This window comes from Phaeocystidibacter luteus, from assembly GCF_008933115.1.
Taxonomy (GTDB): domain Bacteria; phylum Bacteroidota; class Bacteroidia; order Flavobacteriales; family Schleiferiaceae; genus Phaeocystidibacter; species Phaeocystidibacter luteus.
The window spans coordinates 1-19,336 of record NZ_WBVO01000009.1 but is presented as its reverse complement, the minus strand read 5'-3'; the positions used below and the strand labels follow the sequence as shown (position 1 = coordinate 19,336).

The 19,336-nt window shown below is 46.7% G+C and carries 18 protein-coding genes; 11 read left to right on the top strand and 7 right to left on the bottom strand.

Features of this window, described 5'->3' with window-relative positions; genetic code table 11:
• The first annotated feature begins 1 nt into the window (after position 1).
• The 8 genes from F8C67_RS10745 to F8C67_RS10710 all read left to right on the top strand — a co-directional run bounded on the left by F8C67_RS10745 (position 2) and on the right by F8C67_RS10710 (position 9,591).
• A complete protein-coding gene (locus tag F8C67_RS10745) occupies positions 2-973 on the top strand; it encodes a class 1 isoprenoid biosynthesis enzyme (protein WP_151667853.1) in 972 nt (323 codons plus the stop codon).
• A 13-nt stretch (positions 974-986) separates the two neighbouring features.
• A complete protein-coding gene (locus tag F8C67_RS10740) occupies positions 987-1,985 on the top strand; it encodes a class 1 isoprenoid biosynthesis enzyme (protein WP_151667852.1) in 999 nt (332 codons plus the stop codon).
• Positions 1,986-2,037: 52 nt separating this feature from the next.
• Positions 2,038-3,192: a cytochrome-c peroxidase gene (locus tag F8C67_RS10735; protein WP_151667851.1), complete on the top strand. Its 1,155-nt coding sequence runs from the start codon at positions 2,038-2,040 to the stop codon at positions 3,190-3,192.
• 151 nt (positions 3,193-3,343) lie between these two features.
• Positions 3,344-3,883: a heme NO-binding domain-containing protein gene (locus F8C67_RS10730; protein ID WP_151667850.1), complete on the top strand. Its 540-nt coding sequence runs from the start codon at positions 3,344-3,346 to the stop codon at positions 3,881-3,883.
• The gene (locus F8C67_RS10725; protein ID WP_151667849.1) at positions 3,880-5,598 is read left to right on the top strand and encodes an ATP-binding protein; all 1,719 of its coding nucleotides are present in this window, start codon (positions 3,880-3,882) and stop codon (positions 5,596-5,598) included. The genes F8C67_RS10730 and F8C67_RS10725 overlap by 4 nt, the downstream gene beginning before the upstream one ends.
• A 78-nt stretch (positions 5,599-5,676) precedes the next feature.
• The gene (locus F8C67_RS10720) at positions 5,677-7,920 is read left to right on the top strand and encodes a helix-turn-helix domain-containing protein (RefSeq protein ID WP_151667848.1); all 2,244 of its coding nucleotides are present in this window, start codon (positions 5,677-5,679) and stop codon (positions 7,918-7,920) included.
• A gap of 54 nt (positions 7,921-7,974) precedes the next feature.
• A complete protein-coding gene (locus F8C67_RS10715) occupies positions 7,975-8,583 on the top strand; it encodes a redoxin domain-containing protein (protein ID WP_151667847.1) in 609 nt (202 codons plus the stop codon).
• A gap of 39 nt (positions 8,584-8,622) precedes the next feature.
• Positions 8,623-9,591, top strand: coding sequence for a YpdA family putative bacillithiol disulfide reductase (locus F8C67_RS10710; protein ID WP_151667846.1), 969 nt, complete (start codon positions 8,623-8,625; stop codon positions 9,589-9,591).
• Between the two features lies 1 nt (position 9,592).
• On the opposite strand, the gene F8C67_RS10705 is transcribed toward F8C67_RS10710, so the two are convergent.
• The gene (locus tag F8C67_RS10705; RefSeq protein ID WP_151667845.1) at positions 9,593-10,279 is read right to left on the bottom strand and encodes a hypothetical protein; all 687 of its coding nucleotides are present in this window, start codon (positions 10,277-10,279) and stop codon (positions 9,593-9,595) included.
• A gap of 77 nt (positions 10,280-10,356) precedes the next feature.
• On the opposite strand from F8C67_RS10705, the gene F8C67_RS10700 reads away from it, so the two are divergent.
• Positions 10,357-11,124: an exodeoxyribonuclease III gene (locus F8C67_RS10700; RefSeq protein WP_151667844.1), complete on the top strand. Its 768-nt coding sequence runs from the start codon at positions 10,357-10,359 to the stop codon at positions 11,122-11,124.
• Here F8C67_RS10700 and F8C67_RS10695 read toward each other — a convergent pair whose 3' ends face one another.
• From F8C67_RS10695 to rpsF, 5 genes are all read right to left on the bottom strand, one after another.
• The gene (locus F8C67_RS10695) at positions 11,125-11,523 is read right to left on the bottom strand and encodes a hypothetical protein (RefSeq protein ID WP_151667843.1); all 399 of its coding nucleotides are present in this window, start codon (positions 11,521-11,523) and stop codon (positions 11,125-11,127) included.
• Positions 11,524-11,845: 322 nt separating this feature from the next.
• The gene (locus F8C67_RS10690; protein ID WP_151667842.1) at positions 11,846-13,792 is read right to left on the bottom strand and encodes an O-antigen ligase family protein; all 1,947 of its coding nucleotides are present in this window, start codon (positions 13,790-13,792) and stop codon (positions 11,846-11,848) included.
• A 131-nt stretch (positions 13,793-13,923) separates the two neighbouring features.
• Positions 13,924-14,376: a 50S ribosomal protein L9 gene (rplI, locus tag F8C67_RS10685; RefSeq protein WP_151667841.1), complete on the bottom strand. Its 453-nt coding sequence runs from the start codon at positions 14,374-14,376 to the stop codon at positions 13,924-13,926.
• Positions 14,377-14,385: 9 nt separating this feature from the next.
• Entirely contained in the window at positions 14,386-14,679 is a 294-nt protein-coding gene (gene rpsR / locus F8C67_RS10680; protein ID WP_151667840.1) for a 30S ribosomal protein S18, read from the bottom strand.
• An 11-nt stretch (positions 14,680-14,690) separates the two neighbouring features.
• The gene (gene rpsF, locus F8C67_RS10675; RefSeq protein ID WP_151667839.1) at positions 14,691-15,029 is read right to left on the bottom strand and encodes a 30S ribosomal protein S6; all 339 of its coding nucleotides are present in this window, start codon (positions 15,027-15,029) and stop codon (positions 14,691-14,693) included.
• Positions 15,030-15,100: 71 nt separating this feature from the next.
• Here rpsF and F8C67_RS10670 point away from each other — a divergent pair, with 71 nt between their 5' ends.
• Complete coding sequence (locus F8C67_RS10670; protein WP_170266436.1) at positions 15,101-16,141, top strand: hypothetical protein; 1,041 nt, start codon at positions 15,101-15,103, stop codon at positions 16,139-16,141.
• A gap of 77 nt (positions 16,142-16,218) precedes the next feature.
• Here the strand turns inward: F8C67_RS10670 and F8C67_RS10665 are convergent, their stop codons facing one another.
• The gene (locus F8C67_RS10665; protein ID WP_151667837.1) at positions 16,219-16,641 is read right to left on the bottom strand and encodes a hypothetical protein; all 423 of its coding nucleotides are present in this window, start codon (positions 16,639-16,641) and stop codon (positions 16,219-16,221) included.
• Between the two features lie 807 nt (positions 16,642-17,448).
• Between F8C67_RS10665 and F8C67_RS10660 the strand changes: the two genes are divergently transcribed.
• Positions 17,449-19,245, top strand: coding sequence for a DNA polymerase III subunit gamma/tau (locus tag F8C67_RS10660; protein ID WP_151667836.1), 1,797 nt, complete (start codon positions 17,449-17,451; stop codon positions 19,243-19,245).
• The last annotated feature ends 91 nt before the right edge of the window (positions 19,246-19,336 follow it).

Sequence of the window (19,336 nt, the reverse complement as noted above, 5' to 3'; positions counted from 1 at the left end):
CATGCGGTACCTCGATTTGCTCCACGCTTGTTGGGGAATGTTCTATGCAGTTGTGATTCGAGGTCCAAGGCGGACTCGCAGAATCTTGGCTGAATTAGATGACTTGCTCGCGAAGCATGACCAAAGCTTATCCACCGACCATCGGAAGAGGATTCGTAATTACATCATCGGCATTTCGGTTACCAGCGAGTGGTTCAACCAGCTCCACGGGAGAAAACTGACGAGGGAGGAAGAGAACTATGCCCTTTGGTTAGGGGCGTTTACTCCTCTCGCAGATGACACTATGGACAGCACGGGGCGAAGTTTTGAGTCCGTTGTTGAAGATACTTCAGGCTCAACAGCGGAGAGCATTTGTATTCGATACCTCTATGAAAACCTCCAGGTTCTCATTGCTAAGAGTCCAACTTTTGCTCGTGAATTTAAGGTTGCACATGAGGCTCAAAACGAGAGCTTAAAGCAACTTGAGGATGCAGAACTCTCCGTGGATGAGATACGTGCAATCAGCTTCAAGAAAGGGGGGCATTACACCACGTTGTATCGGTCCATTATTTTAGAAGAACCGGTGGCAGGAGAATTTGAGGCGATTCATCCTTTGGGTTGCCACATGCAGCTTCTCAACGATACGGTTGATCTCTACAAAGACAGTCACGAAGGGGTTAAGACGCTCATGACGTCAACGTGCGACATTTACTTTATGGAGCGGGAGTTTGAAACGCTTGAGGAAGAGTTTTTTCGCCGCCTTCAAGTGGTGGACTATCCCGTCAAACGACGAAATAGATTCTACTTGTCGGCACAGCTCATCATGACTCGAAGCCGCATTGCCGTTGATTTCTATAAGGATGTTCAAGGGCAAAAGGATCGAATTGATGTTGGTGAGTTCGATCGCAAATCACTCATTGTAGATATGGAATTGCCGCTGAACTTGTTGAAGAACTTTATCTTGGTGGCACGCAAAACTCAGAATCTTCGATAGTCGAAAGGAAGACATGTCAAGCCCTATTCAAACCGGTTACCTTCAAGTTGGAATTGAATTCTTCCGACTTGCACGTGAAATAGTTTTTGGGACTCGAAAGGCAAACCGACGTACCGTTGAGGAACTGAATACCCATTTGAAATCGGTTGGCTCAAATCTATTGACGGACCAGGAGCGAAAGCGGATTGCGGCATATGTTGCCCAGAACTCAATCGTAAATCTGCATACTAGGCTCCTCCATGGCGTTCCCGTTCTGAAAAGGGACCAGAAGTATGGGGCTTATTTTGGGGCGTTTACGCCGTTCATGGACGATGCCATGGACGATGGCAGGAAGACCTATCGAGAAGTCATTGATGAAGTTGAAGCTAGCCCTGAACTACATCCTTCGCTCGCTTATTTGTGGCGACCAGTAAAAGAGATTCTCGACACGAACGAGACCTTTCATCGGTTTTATCAAGATACCATAGTAGCTCAGAATGAAAGTGTTTCGCAAAATGAATCAACACCGCTCACTTTTGAAGAGCTCGTAAAGATTACGGAAAAGAAAGGCGGTAGCTCAACCTTGCTTTATCGGTCAATCGCCACGCATGAGCTTTATCCTGAAGAGGAGCGTGCGCTTCATGCACTGGGAGGAGTCTATCAACTTTTGAATGACATCTTCGACTTTTACAAGGACACTCAGTCTGGCCAACAAACGATTGTCACTAACCGCCCCGACTTCTTCTTTATTCGTGAGTTGTTGGATGAAAAAGTGCGTGAGTTTTTGCACTTGTTTGATGAAATCCCAGCTTCGAGAAGAGGTAAGAAGCGAGCGCTTGCATCGATTTCAATAATCCTTGCGCGCGGATTTGTAGCCTGTGATCAATATCAAAGATTGCAGCGTGATTCGCGGTTTTTGGTAGTGCGAGGGAGAGAAAGGAAGGAGCTTATTGTGGATATGGAGAAGCCTCAAAATTTGCTCAAAAGCTTGAGTTACGCAGCGCGAATTCGAAAAATTTCCACGGACAATTAAACCGAAGCGCTATCTTCTGCATCAAACGCTCAACTACTACAAGCGAATTGATATGAAGAGAGTTCTGATCATCCCCCTAGCGTTGTCTATCTTGGCATGTCAGCCAGAAGATGAACAACCCGTAGACAATGCGAACCCGAATCAATATGCCGGAATAGAGGCGGCATTGAATATCGACCCAGAAAACCTGCCAGATTACGTCAATCAGCAGTTTCCTGCATTCTATGACAACGATGTGTTTGCAAGGTTCGACAACACCCCAGCGAACAACATGATCACCAATGAAGGTGCTACTTTGGGCAGAGTACTTTTTTATGACGAGGAACTCAGCTTCAATGGAACCGTTTCTTGTGCCTCATGCCATACACCGAATGATGCTTTTTCAGACCCAGATCAATTTAGCACTGGTTTTGAGGGCGGATTGACAGATGTACACAGTATGCGCTTGGCCAACTCTCGTTTTTACGAAGGGGAATCCTTCTTCTGGGATAAGCGAGCAGCCACTTTGGAAGCGCAAACTACGCAGCCAATTCAGAATGAAGTTGAGATGGGGTTCGATGCATCTAACGGTGGTATTGCTGCCTTGATAGCGAAGATGGAGGACTTGGATTACTATCCTGAACTCTTTGAGCTTGCCTTTGGCGATGATCAGATTACGGAAGCACGCATGCAATTCGCCATGGCGCAGTTCATCCGCTCGATGATAAGTGTAAATAGCAAGTTTGATGCGGGATATGCTCAAGTATATAACCTCAACGCCCCTGGAAATGGAATTCGAGCTGACTTCCCCAACTTTACGGCTCAGGAGAATACAGGTAAGGGCTTGTTCCTAGATCCACCTAATGCTGGCGGAGCTGGCTGTGCAGGTTGTCACGTGCCTCCGGTGTTTACGCTCGATGTCGCATCTAGAAGTAATGGACTCGACGCAGGAGAAACCGTAGTATTCAAATCGCCGAGCTTGAAGACGGTTGAAGATGGTCAGCACTTCATGCACGATGGTCGTTTTTCGACATTGCTCGAAGTAGTTGAGCATTACGACAACGGAGTGTTGGATGGTCCGGCTTTAGACAATCGTTTGAGACCAGGCGGACAGCCACAGCAATTAAATCTCACTCAAGTAGAGAAAAATGCCCTGGTAGCGTTCTTGGAGACATTAGGCGACAATACACTAATGACAGATAGCAAGTATGGCGACCCATTTAAATAGGGAATCCTAAGTGATTAAACGTTGAAAGCCGCGATCCAATTCGCGGCTTTTTTTGTGCCTAAACTTTTCGACCAAAAGGTAGGTGCGCTCGATGAGCGGTTCTTTTTACGTAACTTGATGCTGTACCTTGTTCTTACTAAAAGAAGTACAGATGAAAGGAGTTGTTTTTGTAGAGATATTGGAGATGGTTGAGGAGGTGTTTGGAATGGCCAAAGCCGACGAAATCATTCAGGGAGCAAATCTGCCACATGGCGGAGCATACACCGCTGTGGGTACATATCCGCATGAGGAAGCAGTCAATATTCTCGTCAGTGCGAACAAGGTAACTGGCGTAGAGATTCCCGTTATGTTAAATCAATTTGGTCACCATCTATTTGGTGTGTTTGCCAAGGGGTACCCGGCGTTCTTCGAAGGTATGGCGCACCCTTTCGACCTGCTCGAGAAGGTGGATGACTATATCCATATAGAGGTTTTGAAGCTTTATCCGGATGCACAGTTGCCGAGGTTTGATCATGAGCGTGAGGACAATGTACTTCGGCTCACTTACATCTCACCCAGACAAATGTCATCCTTGGCTGAAGGATTGATTGAGGCTTCCGCAAAACACTTCAATGTGCCCTTGGACATTCAAATGAGAACACTCGATTCAGACGGATCGAGAGTACTCTTTATACTTACATCGCCTAAATGAGCGAAGAGCTCGAAATACTAAGACGTCGTCTCGAACGCGAAAAGGCCGCTCGTAAACAGGCTGAGCAGCACCTTGAACAACACTCGTTAGAGTTGTACAAGGCGAACAAACGCTTGACTGAAATCAATGATTCCTTGGAGAAGGAGATTGAAGAGCGGATGCGAGAAATCAAGCGACAGAAAGAGTTTTACGAGTTAATATTCAATGTACTTCCGGCTCGGTTGGGAGTACTGGATTCCGATGGCCGCTACATCTTTATCAATTCACGAACGATTCCAGACCCGAAGTTGCGGGAGTGGTGCTACGGCAAGACCAATGAAGAAGTTGCTGAGAAAATTCAGATGCCCAAAGATGTCGTTGAGAAACGAATAGCGGTCTTCGAGCAGTTGAAGGCGAATCCTACCACGGCAGATTGGGTTGAGAAATGGCACATCGACGGTAAGGATAAGTACATCTTAAGCCGCTTGCACCCTCAATTTGATTCAGAAGGGAAGTTGAGGTTTTACATCGGATACGGTGTGAATGTCACCGAAAATGTACACGCGAATATGCGTCTCGAGAAGGCGAAAGAAGAAGCCGAAGCCGCTACGCAAGCCAAGTCGGATTTCCTTTCTAAAATGACGCATGAGATTCGTACACCACTCAATGCTATTACAGGTCTTACCGACGTCCTTTTAAAGGAAAACCCCCAATCGAATGAGTACCTGGAAGCTATAAAATACAGCGCTGACAGTCTGCTCGGTATCATCAATGAAATCTTAGACTTTTCGAAAATTGAGGCTGGTAAGATGGTGTATGAGAATATTCCGTTTTCACCAACCAAGGTATTTGAAGGCATTAGACGAACCTTTGATTATCGAATTTCAGAGAAAGGTCTGGCCTTTGAAGTCGATTACACCGACTTACCCGATTCAATCAAAGGCGACCCACAGAAGCTATCCCAAGCCATGGTCAACCTCATTGGGAATGCAGTGAAGTTTACCGCGAATGGTTCGATAACCGTTAAGGCCAAATTCGAAAGGAACGGTGAGCAGGGGAATCTAAATGTCTGCGTTTGCGATACAGGGATTGGTATTCCTGCTGAGCGACTGGATTCTGTATTTGCCAGCTTCGAGCAGAGCGAATCGAGCACATCTCGTCACTATGGAGGAACGGGGTTAGGACTCACAATCACCCAACGTTTCATTGAAGGAATGGGTGGATCTATACATGTCACAAGTGAGGTTGATAAAGGATCGCGCTTCGAGTTCAACATTCCGTACACGTGGTGGAACGACCGTCCGAATCAAAGTGAAGTGCGCAAAACGGAAGTTGATCTTGCACTAGACAACTCTAGATTTTTGCTCGTAGAGGATAATCTGATGAATCAGCTTGTTTTCAAGAAGATGATTGAACGCTGGAATCCTACCATTGAAACCGCGAGCAATGGGGAAGATGCCATCCGAATGATGAAAGAACAGGATTGGGATATCGTATTTCTCGATATTCAAATGCCGATTAAATCTGGAATTGAAACGATTCAAGAATGGCGTCAGTTTGAAGGTGAGAACTCGAGGTCACGACAAGCTGTGGTTGCCCTTACAGCCGATGCCTTTGAAGAATCGAGAAAGAAGGCCATAGATGCGGGGATGGATGATTTCTTGACCAAACCTGTGAGCACGGATGAACTGCGCAGAATCATCATCAAATTCATGGGAGAACAGGTCATCTCCTAAATTCATGGTTTGAAATCAGGGGGTGCGAATTTTACCCTCCCTATCTTCGTGACATAATCCTCTCGAACAGGAAACTTTATGTCGAAAAACGATCCCATACAAGTCGCAGCTGCCTTCGTGAACCGAACGGCGAGAAATATCTTTCTCACTGGAAAAGCAGGCACGGGGAAAACGACTTTCCTGAGGGATCTTGCTGAGCATACCCACAAGAATTATATGATTGTTGCGCCCACTGGTATTGCGGCGCTTAACGCAGGTGGAGCGACTATTCATTCCCAATTTTCACTTCCTTTCGGCACCTATATTCCCGATTCGAACTTTCGGATGAGTGCGGATCAAAACCAAGGCTTCTACACCCGAAATATTCTAATCTCTCATCACCGTTTGAGTAAGGTGAAGAGGCTCGTTTTGCGGAGTCTTGAGCTGCTCATTATTGATGAAGTGAGTATGCTTCGCGCGGATATCCTCGATGCAATTGACCTCCGACTCAAGTCTGCCAAGAATATTTGGGACCAGCCGTTTGGTGGTGTGCAGCTGCTCTTTATCGGTGACCTTTTTCAGTTGCCGCCCATTGTAAAGGACCACGAGCGAAGCTTGATGCATCGGTATTATCCCAATGCGAATTTCTTCAACTCATTGGCGCTGAAGCAAAGCGGACTTATCTATGTAGAACTCACTAAGATTTATCGCCAGAGCGATGACGTGTTTATTGACGTGCTCAACAATTTGCGTCAGAATCGAATCACGGCGGCCGACAGAGAAATATTAAACTCCCATTATCTGCCCGAAGAAGAACATCCGGAGGGGGTAATTACGCTGGCTACGCACAATCGTTTGGTCGATGATATCAACCAAAACTCACTTGCGGAACTCGAAGGGGAATCTCATTTCTATCGCGCTAAAATCGAAGGAGATTTTTCTGAATCCATGTATCCGTGCTCGAGAGAAATAGAACTGAAGATAGGAGCGCAGGTCATGTTTATCCGCAACGATTCTAGTCAGGATAAACGCTACTACAACGGCAAACTTGCAAAAGTTGTAGGACTAGAAGAGGATGAGATAACTGTTGTGCTCGAGGGTGAGGAAGACGAATTCCTCGTACCCAAAGAGACTTGGGAGAATGCTAAATACACGGTGGAGGACGATTCGCTTAGCCCCCAATTGGACGTCGTTGGTACCTTCCAGCAATTTCCGCTTAAACTCGCATGGGCCGTTACGATTCACAAGAGTCAAGGGTTGACCTTCGATAGAGCAGTCATCGATGTAGGTCGGGCTTTTGCACCTGGTCAGGTATACGTTGCACTCAGTCGTTTACGCTCGCTAGATGGCCTCATCCTACGAACGCCCGTGCCCTTATCGGCTGTACAAAGCGATCCAGATATTGTTCATTTCAGTGAAGAGAAAAGGAAGTCGGCCAACCACGTTCAGGATTTAAAGACCGGCCAGAAGCAGTACATGCAGTTGTTGTTGAACGAGGCCTTTGATTTGATGCCGATTGCACGGCTGGTTGGCAAGTCGATTGAGAGGTGGCCGCGCCCGCTTCCGTTCGATGTCGAACGCGTAGCTAAGTGGCCCGATGAGTGGGTGAGTAAGGTGGGTGAGCTGATTCAGATAGGTGCTCGTTTTAGGTCGCAGCTCAACAGTCTGTTGAATGCAAGTGAAGAAGATCAACTGTTTGAAAGACTGACCAAAGGCGTTGAATATTTTGAATCGGAACTCAAAACTATACTGGTTAGCCTCTTCGGTTTTCGTGCGGATTTAGCTGCATTTTCCGGGACTAAGAAAATGATAAATGAACTCGACGAACTAGATCATGAGTTCATGCAGAAGTGGAGAAGGATAGATGAGATCATCCACCGGTGCGAAGCGCTGCTTGCGGGAAAAGTTATAGAGAAGAATACCAAATCCGAGAAGGCTATAACGAATTGGCGCATAGAGCAAATCACTGCGCAGAAGGCTAGAGCGGCGGAAGATAAAGCACTGAGAACAGGGAAGAGAGTTCGAAGTAAGTCTAAAGCACGAGGAGGTAAAAAAGTTTCAACTTTTGAAGAGACCTTCAGTTTATATGAAGAAGGATTATCCATCGCACAAATTGCAGAAAAACGAGAATTGACGGAGACGACGATTGTTGGCCACCTGGCCAGAGGCATTTCAATTGAGCGCGTGGATTTCATGAAGCTGCTGCCTCCGGCCAAGGCTGAGGAAATACTTAGATCGTATAAAGGTCAGGACGGATTAAGCGATTGGAGGAAGGATGTGGACAATGCCTTCAGCTATCAAGAATTACGACTTGCTTTAGCACATATTAAGTTGAAAAAGTAAGGAGTGTCTCAACTTCGCGTCGAATATTGTCGTTACAACATCAAAATACATTTTATGCGCTACTTGATAACTGCTGTTACCCTTCTATTTGCCACATTGATTCATGCTCAAACACCTACTTCATATGGAATGGAGGAAGACGATTTGCCGCTGGGACTTGAAGTTGGCGACTCGCTCGTGAATATGGAGCTCGAGGACCAATTTGGTGAAGCTATATCTCTTGTGAATGATGGTCCAACGGTAGTGTTATTTTACCGCGGCTCATGGTGCCCTTACTGCACAAGACAACTTGCAAGATTGACGGACAGCATTGACGAACTCACCTCGAAAGGAGCTACAATTATTGCGATAACACCGCAAGCCGAAGAGGAGGAAGTGGAGATGGTCAACGAATTAGTTGGCGGACAGCTTCACATTGTGGTAGACCACACAGGAGAATTGATGAAGTACTTCGATGTTGACTTCGAAGTAACTGAAGCCTATCAGGATAAGATTGTGAATGTATTGGAAACCGATTTAAGTGAAACGAACGATCAAGAGGTTGTTGTTCTTCCGGTGCCTGCAACATACATCATCGATTCTAACGGAGTGATATCATGGAGATACTTCGATATTAACTATCGTGTAAGAGCTACTCCAACGGAGATTTACGATAACCTTTGATTCTTTGAACACTACGGTACTGTTTCAGTTCTTTGTAGTATGAAGACTGTGGATTTAGTGATTGTTGGGGCTGGACCTATTGGCTTGGCATGTGGGATTGAGGCTCAGAAGAAGGGGCTTGAATATGTCATTATCGACAAAGGCCCACTCGTGAACTCGCTTTACAATTACCCATTGGGCATGACATTCTTTTCCACTTCGGATAAGTTGGAAATCGGGGGTGTACCCTTTATCAGTCATAATCACAAACCAACTCGAAGCGAAGCGCTGGAGTATTATCGTAGAGTGGCTCAGAGTTGGAAGTTGAATACCCGCTTGTACGAATCGGTCAAAAGCGTAGAAAAGCGAGAGGATGATCTGTTCTATGTAAAAACATCCAAGTCGAGTTTTGTAGCCTCTAAGGTTATACTGGCCACTGGATTCTATGACATTCCGCATCAGGTTGGCATTCCTGGAGAACACCTGCCAAAAGTGGCACACTATTACCGCGAAGCACATCCGTATTACGGTCAGAAGCTGGCGATCATTGGTGCGATGAATTCGGCTGTTGACGCCGCGCTAGAGTGTTACCGAAAGGGGGCAGATGTGACCATGATTGTGAGAGGAAGTGAAATAGGAGAGCGCGTTAAGTATTGGGTGAAGCCGGATGTCGAGAATCGAATTAAAGAGGGAAGCATTCGGGCTATATTCAATTCCAGTGTATCTGAAATCCGTGAGGAAAGCATCGTGGTCCAAACTCCTGATGGCACGACAGAGCTCCCGAACGATTTCGTACTTGCGCTAACCGGCTATGAACCGAACTATCAGTTTCTACGTGCTATGGGAATTGATATTGCTGATGATGAAAAGAGAAAGCCAGTCTACAATCCAGATTCCATGGAAACGAATGTACCTGGCCTTTACCTTGCTGGGGTAATCTGCGGGGGTATGGAAACGAACAAGTGGTTTATTGAGAACAGTAGAGTGCATGCAGATGTGATAATTGATCACATCACGGCAGCCGAATAGGTTATTCCATTTCCTCTACGATGTATCTCAAATAGACGTATTGAGTACCGCCAGATCGAACTCTCATTTTTACGGGTAAGACCTCTCCTTCGGCATACCATGCTTCGTACAATGTACCTGAACCGGCCGCAAATCGATGTACAACTGGGATTTCTTCCCGTGTCAGCCAATGAGCCGGAATGCTGTCTTCTCTAATCTCCTGGATTTCATAGAAAGTAAAGTCGCCAGAAGTGGGCAGAAAGAATGGGATGTCTCTCGTGATTCCAAGGGTGTCATACCCTCTTAGGACAAGGTCGAGTTGCAATGCATCGTACACGGTATCATACTCGTTGATGATGCGAGCCGTGTCTCCGAGTTCAATCATGAAAATGTTTGGCTTGCTGTACACTACTCGCTTAGTGTTTCCATAGTGCTTCATCACGTGTTCACGTGGTTGGCCGTTTGGGTGGAAGTAAATTGAATCGATGAGTGAGACCCCTGGCCCTTCAAGTGTTCTTACGTAGGTGAACCCATACTTCTCAGGAATCAACTCCACATGTTGCATGGCTGGAGTTTGACTCAAATATCCGTCCTCTTGAATGAACATCTTGTACGTTTGGCGTTCGGCCTTCGCAATTCCAGAAGTAGCTTTCTGGGACCCACAAGAGATCATGAAGACTGCGCTAAAAAAGAACAACAGGTATTTCATGCCGACTAAGGTAAGTTATCGCTGTGCATTTTCACGGCATCCCTGTATCTTGCCGATTGAACAGAAAGAATTAGTGTATGAAGTATATATCCTGGAACGTAAACGGTGTGCGAGCGGCGGCAAAAAAGGGATTTGCAGAGTCGGTTAGAGCGATGAATCCCGATGCAATTTGTCTTCAAGAGACCAAGGCTACTCCAGAGCAAACGGCTGAGGCAGTTGCTGACTTGGAGGAGTACAAGGTATATGGATACGGAGCAGAAAGAAAGGGGTATTCGGGTACTGCCATTCTCACACGTACTGAACCTATTTCGGTGAGCTATGGTCTAGGTATAGAAGAGCACGATCAAGAAGGACGCGTAATTGCGGCCGAGTTTGAGGATCACTATCTGGTGACTACGTATGTGCCAAACTCGGGTAATGGATTGAAAAGATTGGATTACCGTGAGGAGTGGGACAAAGCTATGTTGGTTTATCTACAGAATTTAGAAAAGAAGAAGCCTGTGATTTGGTGTGGTGATTTGAATGTGGCTCATCAGGAAATCGACATTGCTCGTCCGAAGTCAAATTACAACAAGACTGCTGGTTACACCCAGGTTGAGATTGATGGGATGACTCGATTTTTGGAATCTGGTATGATAGATACGTTCAGGGAAATGCATCCTGAAGAAGTGAAGTACAGTTGGTGGAGCTACCGAGGTCAAGCCAGGGAAAAGAACATCGGCTGGCGTCTCGATTATTTCTTGGTTTCCAAGTCCCTTAGGGATCAAGTGGAGGAGGCCTTCATCCTGAATGAGGTCGAAGGCTCCGACCACTGTCCCGTTGGATTGGTATTATCTGGCAGCTAATTAGCTCGCCTTTGAAAGCTGTTTCTCGTGAACGGCTTCGTATGTATACTCGGCCCGAGCCACCTTCTTGGTGCGTTTCGGGCCTTTTAGTACCCGGACGAAGAGGCGCAGCTTGACGGTTCTTTTTTCGGAAGGGTAGAAGCGGGCAAGAATTTCCACTTCATCGCCTAGATGAGCATCGCTGAACTTGTCGAGGTTTACATTTCTTCTGTGCTTCTCGTACTCTGGCGCAACGCTACAAAGTTGTTTCGTGGGTTCGCTGGTGCTTTCCTCTATTTCGGTGAGGAGGTCCCACAATTTGAGTTTGCCGGTTTTATCGGCTTTCGGTTCAGTAACAGTAAACTGCCTACTGAATGAGTTGGAGGTTTGGGCTTTGATGCTAGTCAATAAATCTTTCATAATAACGGTGGTCTTAAGGATGGGTCACTGGGTTCCGTAGCAATCCAATAGGTACAGTTGAAGCGATTCATTGAGCGATACATTTGATGTTTTGAAATGACCATGGTATTCATGATTTTGAAGAATTAGGGTTAAAAAAAAGAGGTGCTTCCACTGGGAAACACCTCTTTTCAAAATTGTCTTTTGGTTCACTTAACGTGTCATGAGGTGCTTCCCTTTCGGATATGCGCAAGTGACCATCCACATAATATTGCGGCGGTTGTTTTGATGCATATTCTTTTGAGTTGCTCTCATGAGTACGAATGTAACGAAGAAGATTTTATTATCGTGCAGCAGAATCTGAAAAAGTTTCTTTGAGCACGTTGTCTCTATGACGAATGAATGCGTTGTAGAGTTGGTTGTCGTTCATACTCTCCACATCTATCTTGATATAGAATTCGTTCACGTTCTCATCTGCGCCTTGGCCATTGTGGGCACGAAGGGATTGAATGACCAGACGTGCATACTTCTGTTCGTTTTGAACTCCTGTGATATTCATCAGGAAGTGAAGCGCTCCATTGTATTCACCTTGGCGCATTTTAATCTCTGCACGGTTTAAGCGGATCTCTTCGCTAAATGGACTGATCTCATAACCTCGCTGGTACATCTCCATCGCTTCTTCCAGTTTGCCTTGAATCTTGTACCAGTTACCGTATTGGATGTACGTTGCCACGTGCCATGGGTGTAGCGCAAGGGCATCGTCAAAAGATTGCTTTGAAATAGCCAACCTCTGTTGTGCTTGATTCTTTTGATTCGGCGCTTGGGAAATGGCGAGATATGACAACCCGTTGAAATAGCTCAATGGATTCGCGAAAGGATCGAGATCATACTTATTGATATCTATGTTCTCGATATTCGGAATGATCATTCCAGGATCTTGTCTCTCATTACCCGTCAGAATTTTGATCACGTACTTCTCTTGACTCAACCTTCCAACGCCATTGTTCAACGTAAACGCTGCTAGCCCAATGCCAATTAAGGCCACTAATGGTTTTGGTAGTCCGATTGAACCTGAGTTGCGGGAGATGTATGCTGCGGCTAAGAATATGGGGATGGCTACATCCACACGCTCGATAGGGAATTCGGCAAGGGCATAGGTTAAGAAGGCTATGGTCATTGCTAGGGCGGAGAGCAGCTTCATGCGCTCTTCGGAATCATCCGTTTTGTATAGCGATTTAACGCCGATGAAGATTATGAATCCAAAGAAGGATACATAGAGGAGTAGAGAGGGGAGACCACCTTCGGACAGCATCCAGAAGTAGTCGTTATGTGGACGAAGAATTGCTGTTTTTCCGGCCGATACTTTTGCGTCTGTTCCGGCGAGGCCATATTTCGGAAAGTGGATTTTCCATTGTCCGGCTCCAACCCCTGTAATTGGACTTTCGCTGAACATTTTAATGGAGTGGTCCCATTCCTTGAAACGGATGTCGATGTTGGTGGTGTCGAAAACCGCCTCTTCAACTTTTGGTTGCGCGATTACGGCCGCGAATCCTGTAATTAGAATTCCGAATCCGAGGGCGATGTACTTCAGTGGAATGACGGTACTCGTTGATTCTTTTGGACGAAACACACGGCTTCCCAGTAGTAGGGCGATGGAAGAAACGATTGACGCAATCCAAATGCCTCGTGTTCGGAGAAGGATTATGGTGACTGTTGCCACAATGATACCAGCGATGGCTACGTAGCTCCACTTTTTGTCTTTGAGCTGAGCCGTGCGAAGAGATCCGAGAAGTGCAACGAGCATGACGGCTGACGCAAAGTTTTTGTGTCCGAAGGGGCTAAAGGCCTCGGTGATATCCCGTGCTTCGGCGACAGATGCCCAAGATAGAAGTCCGCCCACGATAGCAAGAAGGGCGAGGCCTTTGGATACATCATCAAAAGAAATTCTATTTGATTTAAAGGCTATGGTGCCTATGATTAGGATGGCTCCGTAAAGGCTAAATCTGGAAAAGGTGTACCAGAATTCAGGGAGGCTATAGGCGACGCTTAGGCCGGTGAGAGACCAAAGGGTAAATGCAATCCAGATGAGCGTTGCGAAAGTGATGTTGAAGCTCTTCTGCTTTATGGTGAAGAGCAGGAAACCTCCGATAGCTGTGAGGATACTCCAGAAGATTGTTCTGGGGAGAAGATAATGCTCTACGCTTGCCTCGGTGCTGATGAAGGGCGTGATGCCGATGAGAAGCGTTAGGATTAAACCTATGGGAAGTTTGGAGGAAGAAGACTTGCTCATGAAATAGATTGACTTGAGGAACACAAGGTACAATCTATGGATGTGAAGAAGCAAGGAGGGCTATAAAAAGCGAACCCCTTCTACATTGCTGCAGAAGGGGGACTCGCATAAACAAAGCTGATTGTATCTGCTTAGGCTTCTGTGCCTACAACTTCGAAGTCCATTTCGAAGCTAACGTCGCGGTGAAGGCGAAGTTTAGCAGTGTGAGTACCTACGTTCTTTACAGAACCACCCATGATAGAGATGAAGCGGCGATCCACTTCGAAGCCCATATCAGAAAGTTTGTCTGCAAGGTGACCAGTAGTAATAGCACCGAAGAGCTTACCGTTTTTACCTGCTTTGGCGTTCATCTTAACTTCATTCTTCTGAAGTTGGTCGGCCATTTTCTTAGCGTCTTCGATAAGCTTAGCTTCTTTGTGAGCACGTTGGCGAAGGTTTTCGGCCAACACTTTCTTAGCGCTCTCGGTAGCTAGTTTTGCTTTTCCTTGTGGGATAAGGAAGTTACGACCGTAGCCGTCCTTCACTGTTACCACTTCGTCCTTGAAGCCAAGGTTCTCTACGTCTTGAACTAGAATGATATCCATGGTAATCCCTTATTTCAAGTTGTCAGCCACGTATGGCATAAGGCCGAGGTGACGAGCACGCTTGATAGCCTGTGACAATTTGCGTTGATACTTAAGTGAAGTTCCGGTAATACGACGTGGAAGAATCTTTCCTTGTTCGTTTACAAAGCGGAGGAGGAATTCTGGATCCTTGTAGTCGATGTACTTGATGTTGTACTTCTTGAATCGGCAATACTTCTCCTTGATACCGGTGTCAATGCTGATTGGCTGTAGATAGCGAATCTCGCTTTGAGAAGACTGTTGTGCTGTTTGCTCTAAGTTCATGATACTTGGAATTAGGCGTTAGACTTTTGCTTCTTGCGACGCTTGTCTGCGTACTCAACTCCGTACTTGTCCATCTTGATGGTCAAGAAACGCATGATACGCTCGTCACGCTTCATTTCAACTTCCATTGGAGCGATAGCATCTCCTGGAGCTTGGAACTCAACGAAGTGGTAAAATCCACTCTTCTTCTTCTCAATGGCGTAAGCCAATTTTTTCAACCCCCAATTCTCGTGGTTGATGATCTCTGCACCATTCTTCTTAAGAATGTCGAGATACTTGTCTGCCGCTTCCCTTACCTGTTCATCAGATAAGACGGGATTCAAAATGAAAACGGTCTCGTACTGGTTCATAAATGATTGAATTTGAATGAGATTCACGTTAATTCGTAAATCGGGCGGCAAAGATAGAAATAAAGGTTGTGATGTGCAATAGGTGGAGGAGTGTGGGCTCTAAGGCCTCGTTCCTCGGCAAGACCTCCGGTGGAGGTAAGACTTCCTGCGGAAGTAAGGCCTCGTTCCTCGGCAAGACCTCCGATGGAGGTAAGACTTCCTGCGGAAGTAAGGCCTCGTGCCTTGGTAAGGTCTCTGGTGGAGGTAAGACTTCCTGCGGAAGTAAGGCCTCATGCTTCGGCAAGACCTCCGGTGGAGGTAAGACTTCTTGGGGAAGTAAGGCCTCGTGCCTTGGCAAGGCCTCCGATGGAGGTAAGACTTCCTGCGGAAGTAAGGCCTTGTTCCTCGGCAAGACCTCCGGTGGAGGTAAGACTTCTTGGGGAAGTAAGGCCTCGTGCCTCGACAAGGCCTCCGGTGGAGGTAAGACTTCCTGCGGAAGTAAGGCCTCATGCTTCGGCAAGACCTCCGATGGAGGTAAGACTTCCTGCGGAAGTAAGGCCTCGTTCCTCGGCAAGACCTCCGATGGAGGTGAGACTTCTTGGGGAAGTAAGGCCTCGTGCCTCGACAAGACCTCTTGTGGAGGTAAGACTTCCTGCGGAAGTAAGGCCTCGTTCCTCGGCAAGGTCTCTGGTGGAGGTAAGACTTCTTGGGGAAGTAAGGCCTCGTGCCTTGGCAAGGCCTCCGATGGAGGTAAGACTTCCTGCGGAAGTAAGGCCTCGTTCCTCGGCAAGGTCTCTGGTGGAGGTAAGACTTCCTGCGGAAGTAAGGCCTCATGCTTCGGCAAGACCTCCGATGGAGGTAAGACTTCCTGCGGAAGTAAGGCCTCATGCTTCGGCAAGACCTCCGATGGAGGTAAGACTTCCTGCGGAAGTAAGGCTTCGTGCCTCGACAAGACCTCTTGTGGAGGTAAGACTTCCTGCGGAAGTAAGGCCTCGTTCCTCGGCAAGGCTCGCTGCGCTCGCAAGTTGTCGAAGTTCATTAATATGGGCAAAGGTAGGGGGAGTAGAGATGTCGGCTTAACTCTGGCGAATTGTGAACATGCCGTAGCGAAGCAATTTAGCCTACGCCAATAGCCCATTACCCATTCCATTTTCCTGGATTAGGAGTCAGAAAAAAGCGGTGTACTTCTATCTGTCGAGATAGGAAGCTCTTACTTGAACTTTACAAATCGAGCAACAACGATTTTTTCGTTCTCAGTAGTTGTCGAAGAAACTGACCCCCAATTGGTAGAGTTGGAGTTGCCTTTTCCGTCACTCGAATGTGTCGAAGAACCGTTTGACCAAGTTGAAGATCCTATGGTCTGCTCGTGAAAGTCGTCGATGATTACCGCATCCGCACCAACCTCCATAGCCTTCTCTTGTATTTTTTCTAGAATCAATTGTGCATCAAAGGCATCCGGAGCCGAAACTCTATCAACGCCCATAATTTCATACTCCCCCACTATGTCAGACTCGGCGTAGTATACTTTAACTTCAGTCGTGCTAGGATAAGTTTGCCCCATATAATCATGGGATACGCATGAGGTAGCTAGAATGGCAAACAGTAGAATCGAAACAATCTTGCTTAGCTTCATTTTTCAAAGAGTTTAGGTTGGATAAAGTTATGTATAAAACTCAAATACAATGGGATAAACTAACCTGTATGGATTCATTCTGGGAGATCTACAGATTGTAAGTTTCATTTTTCACAATTGACCGACAGAAAAGCTGTGGTCTTGATGCTTAGTTCGAGTATCCGAAATGGAGGGGGCTGGAAAGCCCCGCCCCGTTCTCAAGCTACAATTTCAAAGCCTGATAGTCGTGTGATAAACGTTTACAATCGGCTAGTTTTCAACATGGCTAGATGTCCACTTTTTGTCCCCTTGAGTTTCTGAACTTTCATTTTAACAAGCGTAACTTGAAACCGGGGAGGGGTTAACCAGCCCCCTGTTTCAAATCGAAGCAGAAGTAGTCCTAAGCCTATCTGCATCTAATTACTTCTTAGAGGCGGACCTGCATTCTTTGACGAGCCCATGTCAGATTGATCCAAAGACTCATCCTTCGATTCAGTGAATCCGAAAATCATTATCGCCATTATTATTTTCGTGCGCCAAGAGCATGAGCGATAACACGCCCATTCACCCTCATCGTCGCTCCGTCGTCTCCACCAATAGACTCTCCATACATCTCGATTGACCGCCTCTCATTGAAAACTCTTCTTTCTCTGTAAGGGAATAAGTGGCCTATATGCCTCCTTTTAGTCGGCACAACAGTCTCCCGAATCGGCTGTGCCTCTCGGGATGCCTCCTTTCAGTCGGCACAACAGTCCAACACTCCAATAATCCAACCCTCCCATCACCACCCAAAAAGTCCTCCAAAATTCTATCTTTGTTCCCCTGCCCATGAGTACAGAGAATCAATACATCGTTTCCGCCCGAAAATACCGGCCTCAGACTTTCGAATCTGTGGTTGGTCAGCATCACGTTACCAACACTTTAGAGAATGCAATTGCGCAAGATCACCTTGCACAAGCACTTCTTTTCTGTGGTCCGCGTGGCGTGGGTAAAACCACTTGTGCTCGAATCCTCGCCAAGAAGATCAACGAGCATTATGGCGGCGAGAATGAAGATTACTCACTCAATATATTCGAACTCGATGCCGCGTCCAATAACTCGGTAGATGATATTCGAAGTCTCATCGAGCAGGTTCGCTTCGCGCCCCAAGTCGGCAAGTTCAAAGTGTATATTATTGATGAGGTTCACATGCTGTCACAAGCCGCATTCAACGCCTTCCTCAAAACACTTGAAGAGCCACCGAAGCACGCAATTTTCATTCTCGCTACAACAGAGAAGCACAAGATTATCCCAACGATTCTTTCTCGTTGCCAAATCTTCGACTTTAAGCGAATCACCGTTGATGATATCGCTAAGCATCTCGCATGGGTAGCCGAGCAAGAGAATATTACTGCGAACCCGGATGCCCTCCATCTTATCGCCCAAAAGGCCGATGGAGCTCTTCGCGATAGCCTTTCAATCTTCGATAGAATCGCATCGTTTAGCGACGGTGAAATTAGCTATGAGTCGGTTCTCGAGAACTTGAATATTCTCGACTATGACTATTACTTCCGTGCCGTGGATAATGTTATGGCCGGCGATGTGCAACAGTCGTTACTCCTCTTTAGAGAGGTGCTCGACAAAGGGTTCGACGGACATATGTTCCTAACCGGACTTGCATCTCACTTCAGAGATCTGCTCGTAGGCAAAGATCCTGCAACGCTTGAACTCCTAGAAGTGGGTGAGTCTATTCGAGCCAAATACGTGGAGCAGTCCGCCAAGTGTAGCCTGCCGTTTCTCATTCAAGCTTTGAAAGTTGTTACTGAAGCCGACGAAAAGTTCAAGGCTTCACACAATCAAAGACTTCACGTAGAGGTCGCCCTATTACGCCTCGTGCAGCTCGTCGCTTATGCCGACGAAAAAAAAAATGACGGTGCAGACAACGTAAAGCTTCCTCCGCAGCCTCAAGCAACTGCTTCGGCTCGTCAGCAAGACGTAGTTGTGGAAGTTCAGCCGAGGAAATCAGCGCCCGTTTCATCTCCTATCGACAAGTCACAACCCGAAACGCAAAAGGAGAATCTCAAGGAAGAACTTAAAAAGTCGGCAGAAACAAAAACACCGTCTAGAGAACCCATTACCGAAAAGGGGCAAGTTCGCCAATCCGGACGTCGAGGTAATCGACTTAAGGGCTTTTCGCTCAAGGATCTAGACAATCAACCGGAAGAAGCAGAAACTGAATCAACTGAAGAAGCTGGCGAGATTCGCGATACTTCCGGGCTGCCACAAGAGTATTTTTCCGAGCACGAATTGAAGGAGGTTTGGGATTCCTACCTTAAGAAAATCGAACATAAGAAGTCGATTTTTAATACGCTCTCGCGCCACCGCCCAACGCTGGTTGACAAGACTACCCTCGAACTCCAACTCGACAATAAAACCCAAGAGGGTTACCTACAAAGCGGGCGAGCCGACCTCATGGCCTATCTCCGCACAGAGCTCAAGAACTTCAAGATCGATTTGAAGACGACCATCACCGAGAAGGAAGAGGTGAAAACGCTTTATACTCCTGAAGAGAAGTACAAACACATGGTAGAGAAGAATCCGGTGTTGGCGGAGTTTAGGAGGAAGTTGGATTTGGACTTGGAGTAGGGCTTAGGTAGAGTTTGGCTCGCAGAGAGAATTAAGAATCACCTTGGTGGGCAGAGAACGCAGGGGTGCATGACCGAATACGTAGCGCAAA

Excerpts from the sequence above, each read along its gene's own strand:
- F8C67_RS10730 (WP_151667850.1), top strand. The coding sequence starts at position 3,344 with ATGAAAGGAGTTGTTTTTGTAGAGATATTGGAGATGGTTGAGGAGGTG.
- F8C67_RS10705 (WP_151667845.1), bottom strand. The coding sequence starts at position 10,279 with ATGAAATACCTGTTGTTCTTTTTTAGCGCAGTCTTCATGATCTCTTGT.
- F8C67_RS10710 (WP_151667846.1), top strand. The coding sequence starts at position 8,623 with ATGAAGACTGTGGATTTAGTGATTGTTGGGGCTGGACCTATTGGCTTG.
- F8C67_RS10740 (WP_151667852.1), top strand. The coding sequence starts at position 987 with ATGTCAAGCCCTATTCAAACCGGTTACCTTCAAGTTGGAATTGAATTC.
- rplI (WP_151667841.1), bottom strand. The coding sequence starts at position 14,376 with ATGGATATCATTCTAGTTCAAGACGTAGAGAACCTTGGCTTCAAGGAC.
- F8C67_RS10660 (WP_151667836.1), top strand. The coding sequence starts at position 17,449 with ATGAGTACAGAGAATCAATACATCGTTTCCGCCCGAAAATACCGGCCT.
- F8C67_RS10665 (WP_151667837.1), bottom strand. The coding sequence starts at position 16,641 with ATGAAGCTAAGCAAGATTGTTTCGATTCTACTGTTTGCCATTCTAGCT.
- rpsF (WP_151667839.1), bottom strand. The coding sequence starts at position 15,029 with ATGAACCAGTACGAGACCGTTTTCATTTTGAATCCCGTCTTATCTGAT.
- F8C67_RS10725 (WP_151667849.1), top strand. The coding sequence starts at position 3,880 with ATGAGCGAAGAGCTCGAAATACTAAGACGTCGTCTCGAACGCGAAAAG.
- F8C67_RS10695 (WP_151667843.1), bottom strand. The coding sequence starts at position 11,523 with ATGAAAGATTTATTGACTAGCATCAAAGCCCAAACCTCCAACTCATTC.
- rpsR (WP_151667840.1), bottom strand. The coding sequence starts at position 14,679 with ATGAACTTAGAGCAAACAGCACAACAGTCTTCTCAAAGCGAGATTCGC.
- F8C67_RS10745 (WP_151667853.1), top strand. The coding sequence starts at position 2 with ATGCGGTACCTCGATTTGCTCCACGCTTGTTGGGGAATGTTCTATGCA.
- F8C67_RS10670 (WP_170266436.1), top strand. The coding sequence starts at position 15,101 with ATGTGCAATAGGTGGAGGAGTGTGGGCTCTAAGGCCTCGTTCCTCGGC.
- F8C67_RS10700 (WP_151667844.1), top strand. The coding sequence starts at position 10,357 with ATGAAGTATATATCCTGGAACGTAAACGGTGTGCGAGCGGCGGCAAAA.
- F8C67_RS10690 (WP_151667842.1), bottom strand. The coding sequence starts at position 13,792 with ATGAGCAAGTCTTCTTCCTCCAAACTTCCCATAGGTTTAATCCTAACG.
- F8C67_RS10720 (WP_151667848.1), top strand. The coding sequence starts at position 5,677 with ATGTCGAAAAACGATCCCATACAAGTCGCAGCTGCCTTCGTGAACCGA.
- F8C67_RS10735 (WP_151667851.1), top strand. The coding sequence starts at position 2,038 with ATGAAGAGAGTTCTGATCATCCCCCTAGCGTTGTCTATCTTGGCATGT.
- F8C67_RS10715 (WP_151667847.1), top strand. The coding sequence starts at position 7,975 with ATGCGCTACTTGATAACTGCTGTTACCCTTCTATTTGCCACATTGATT.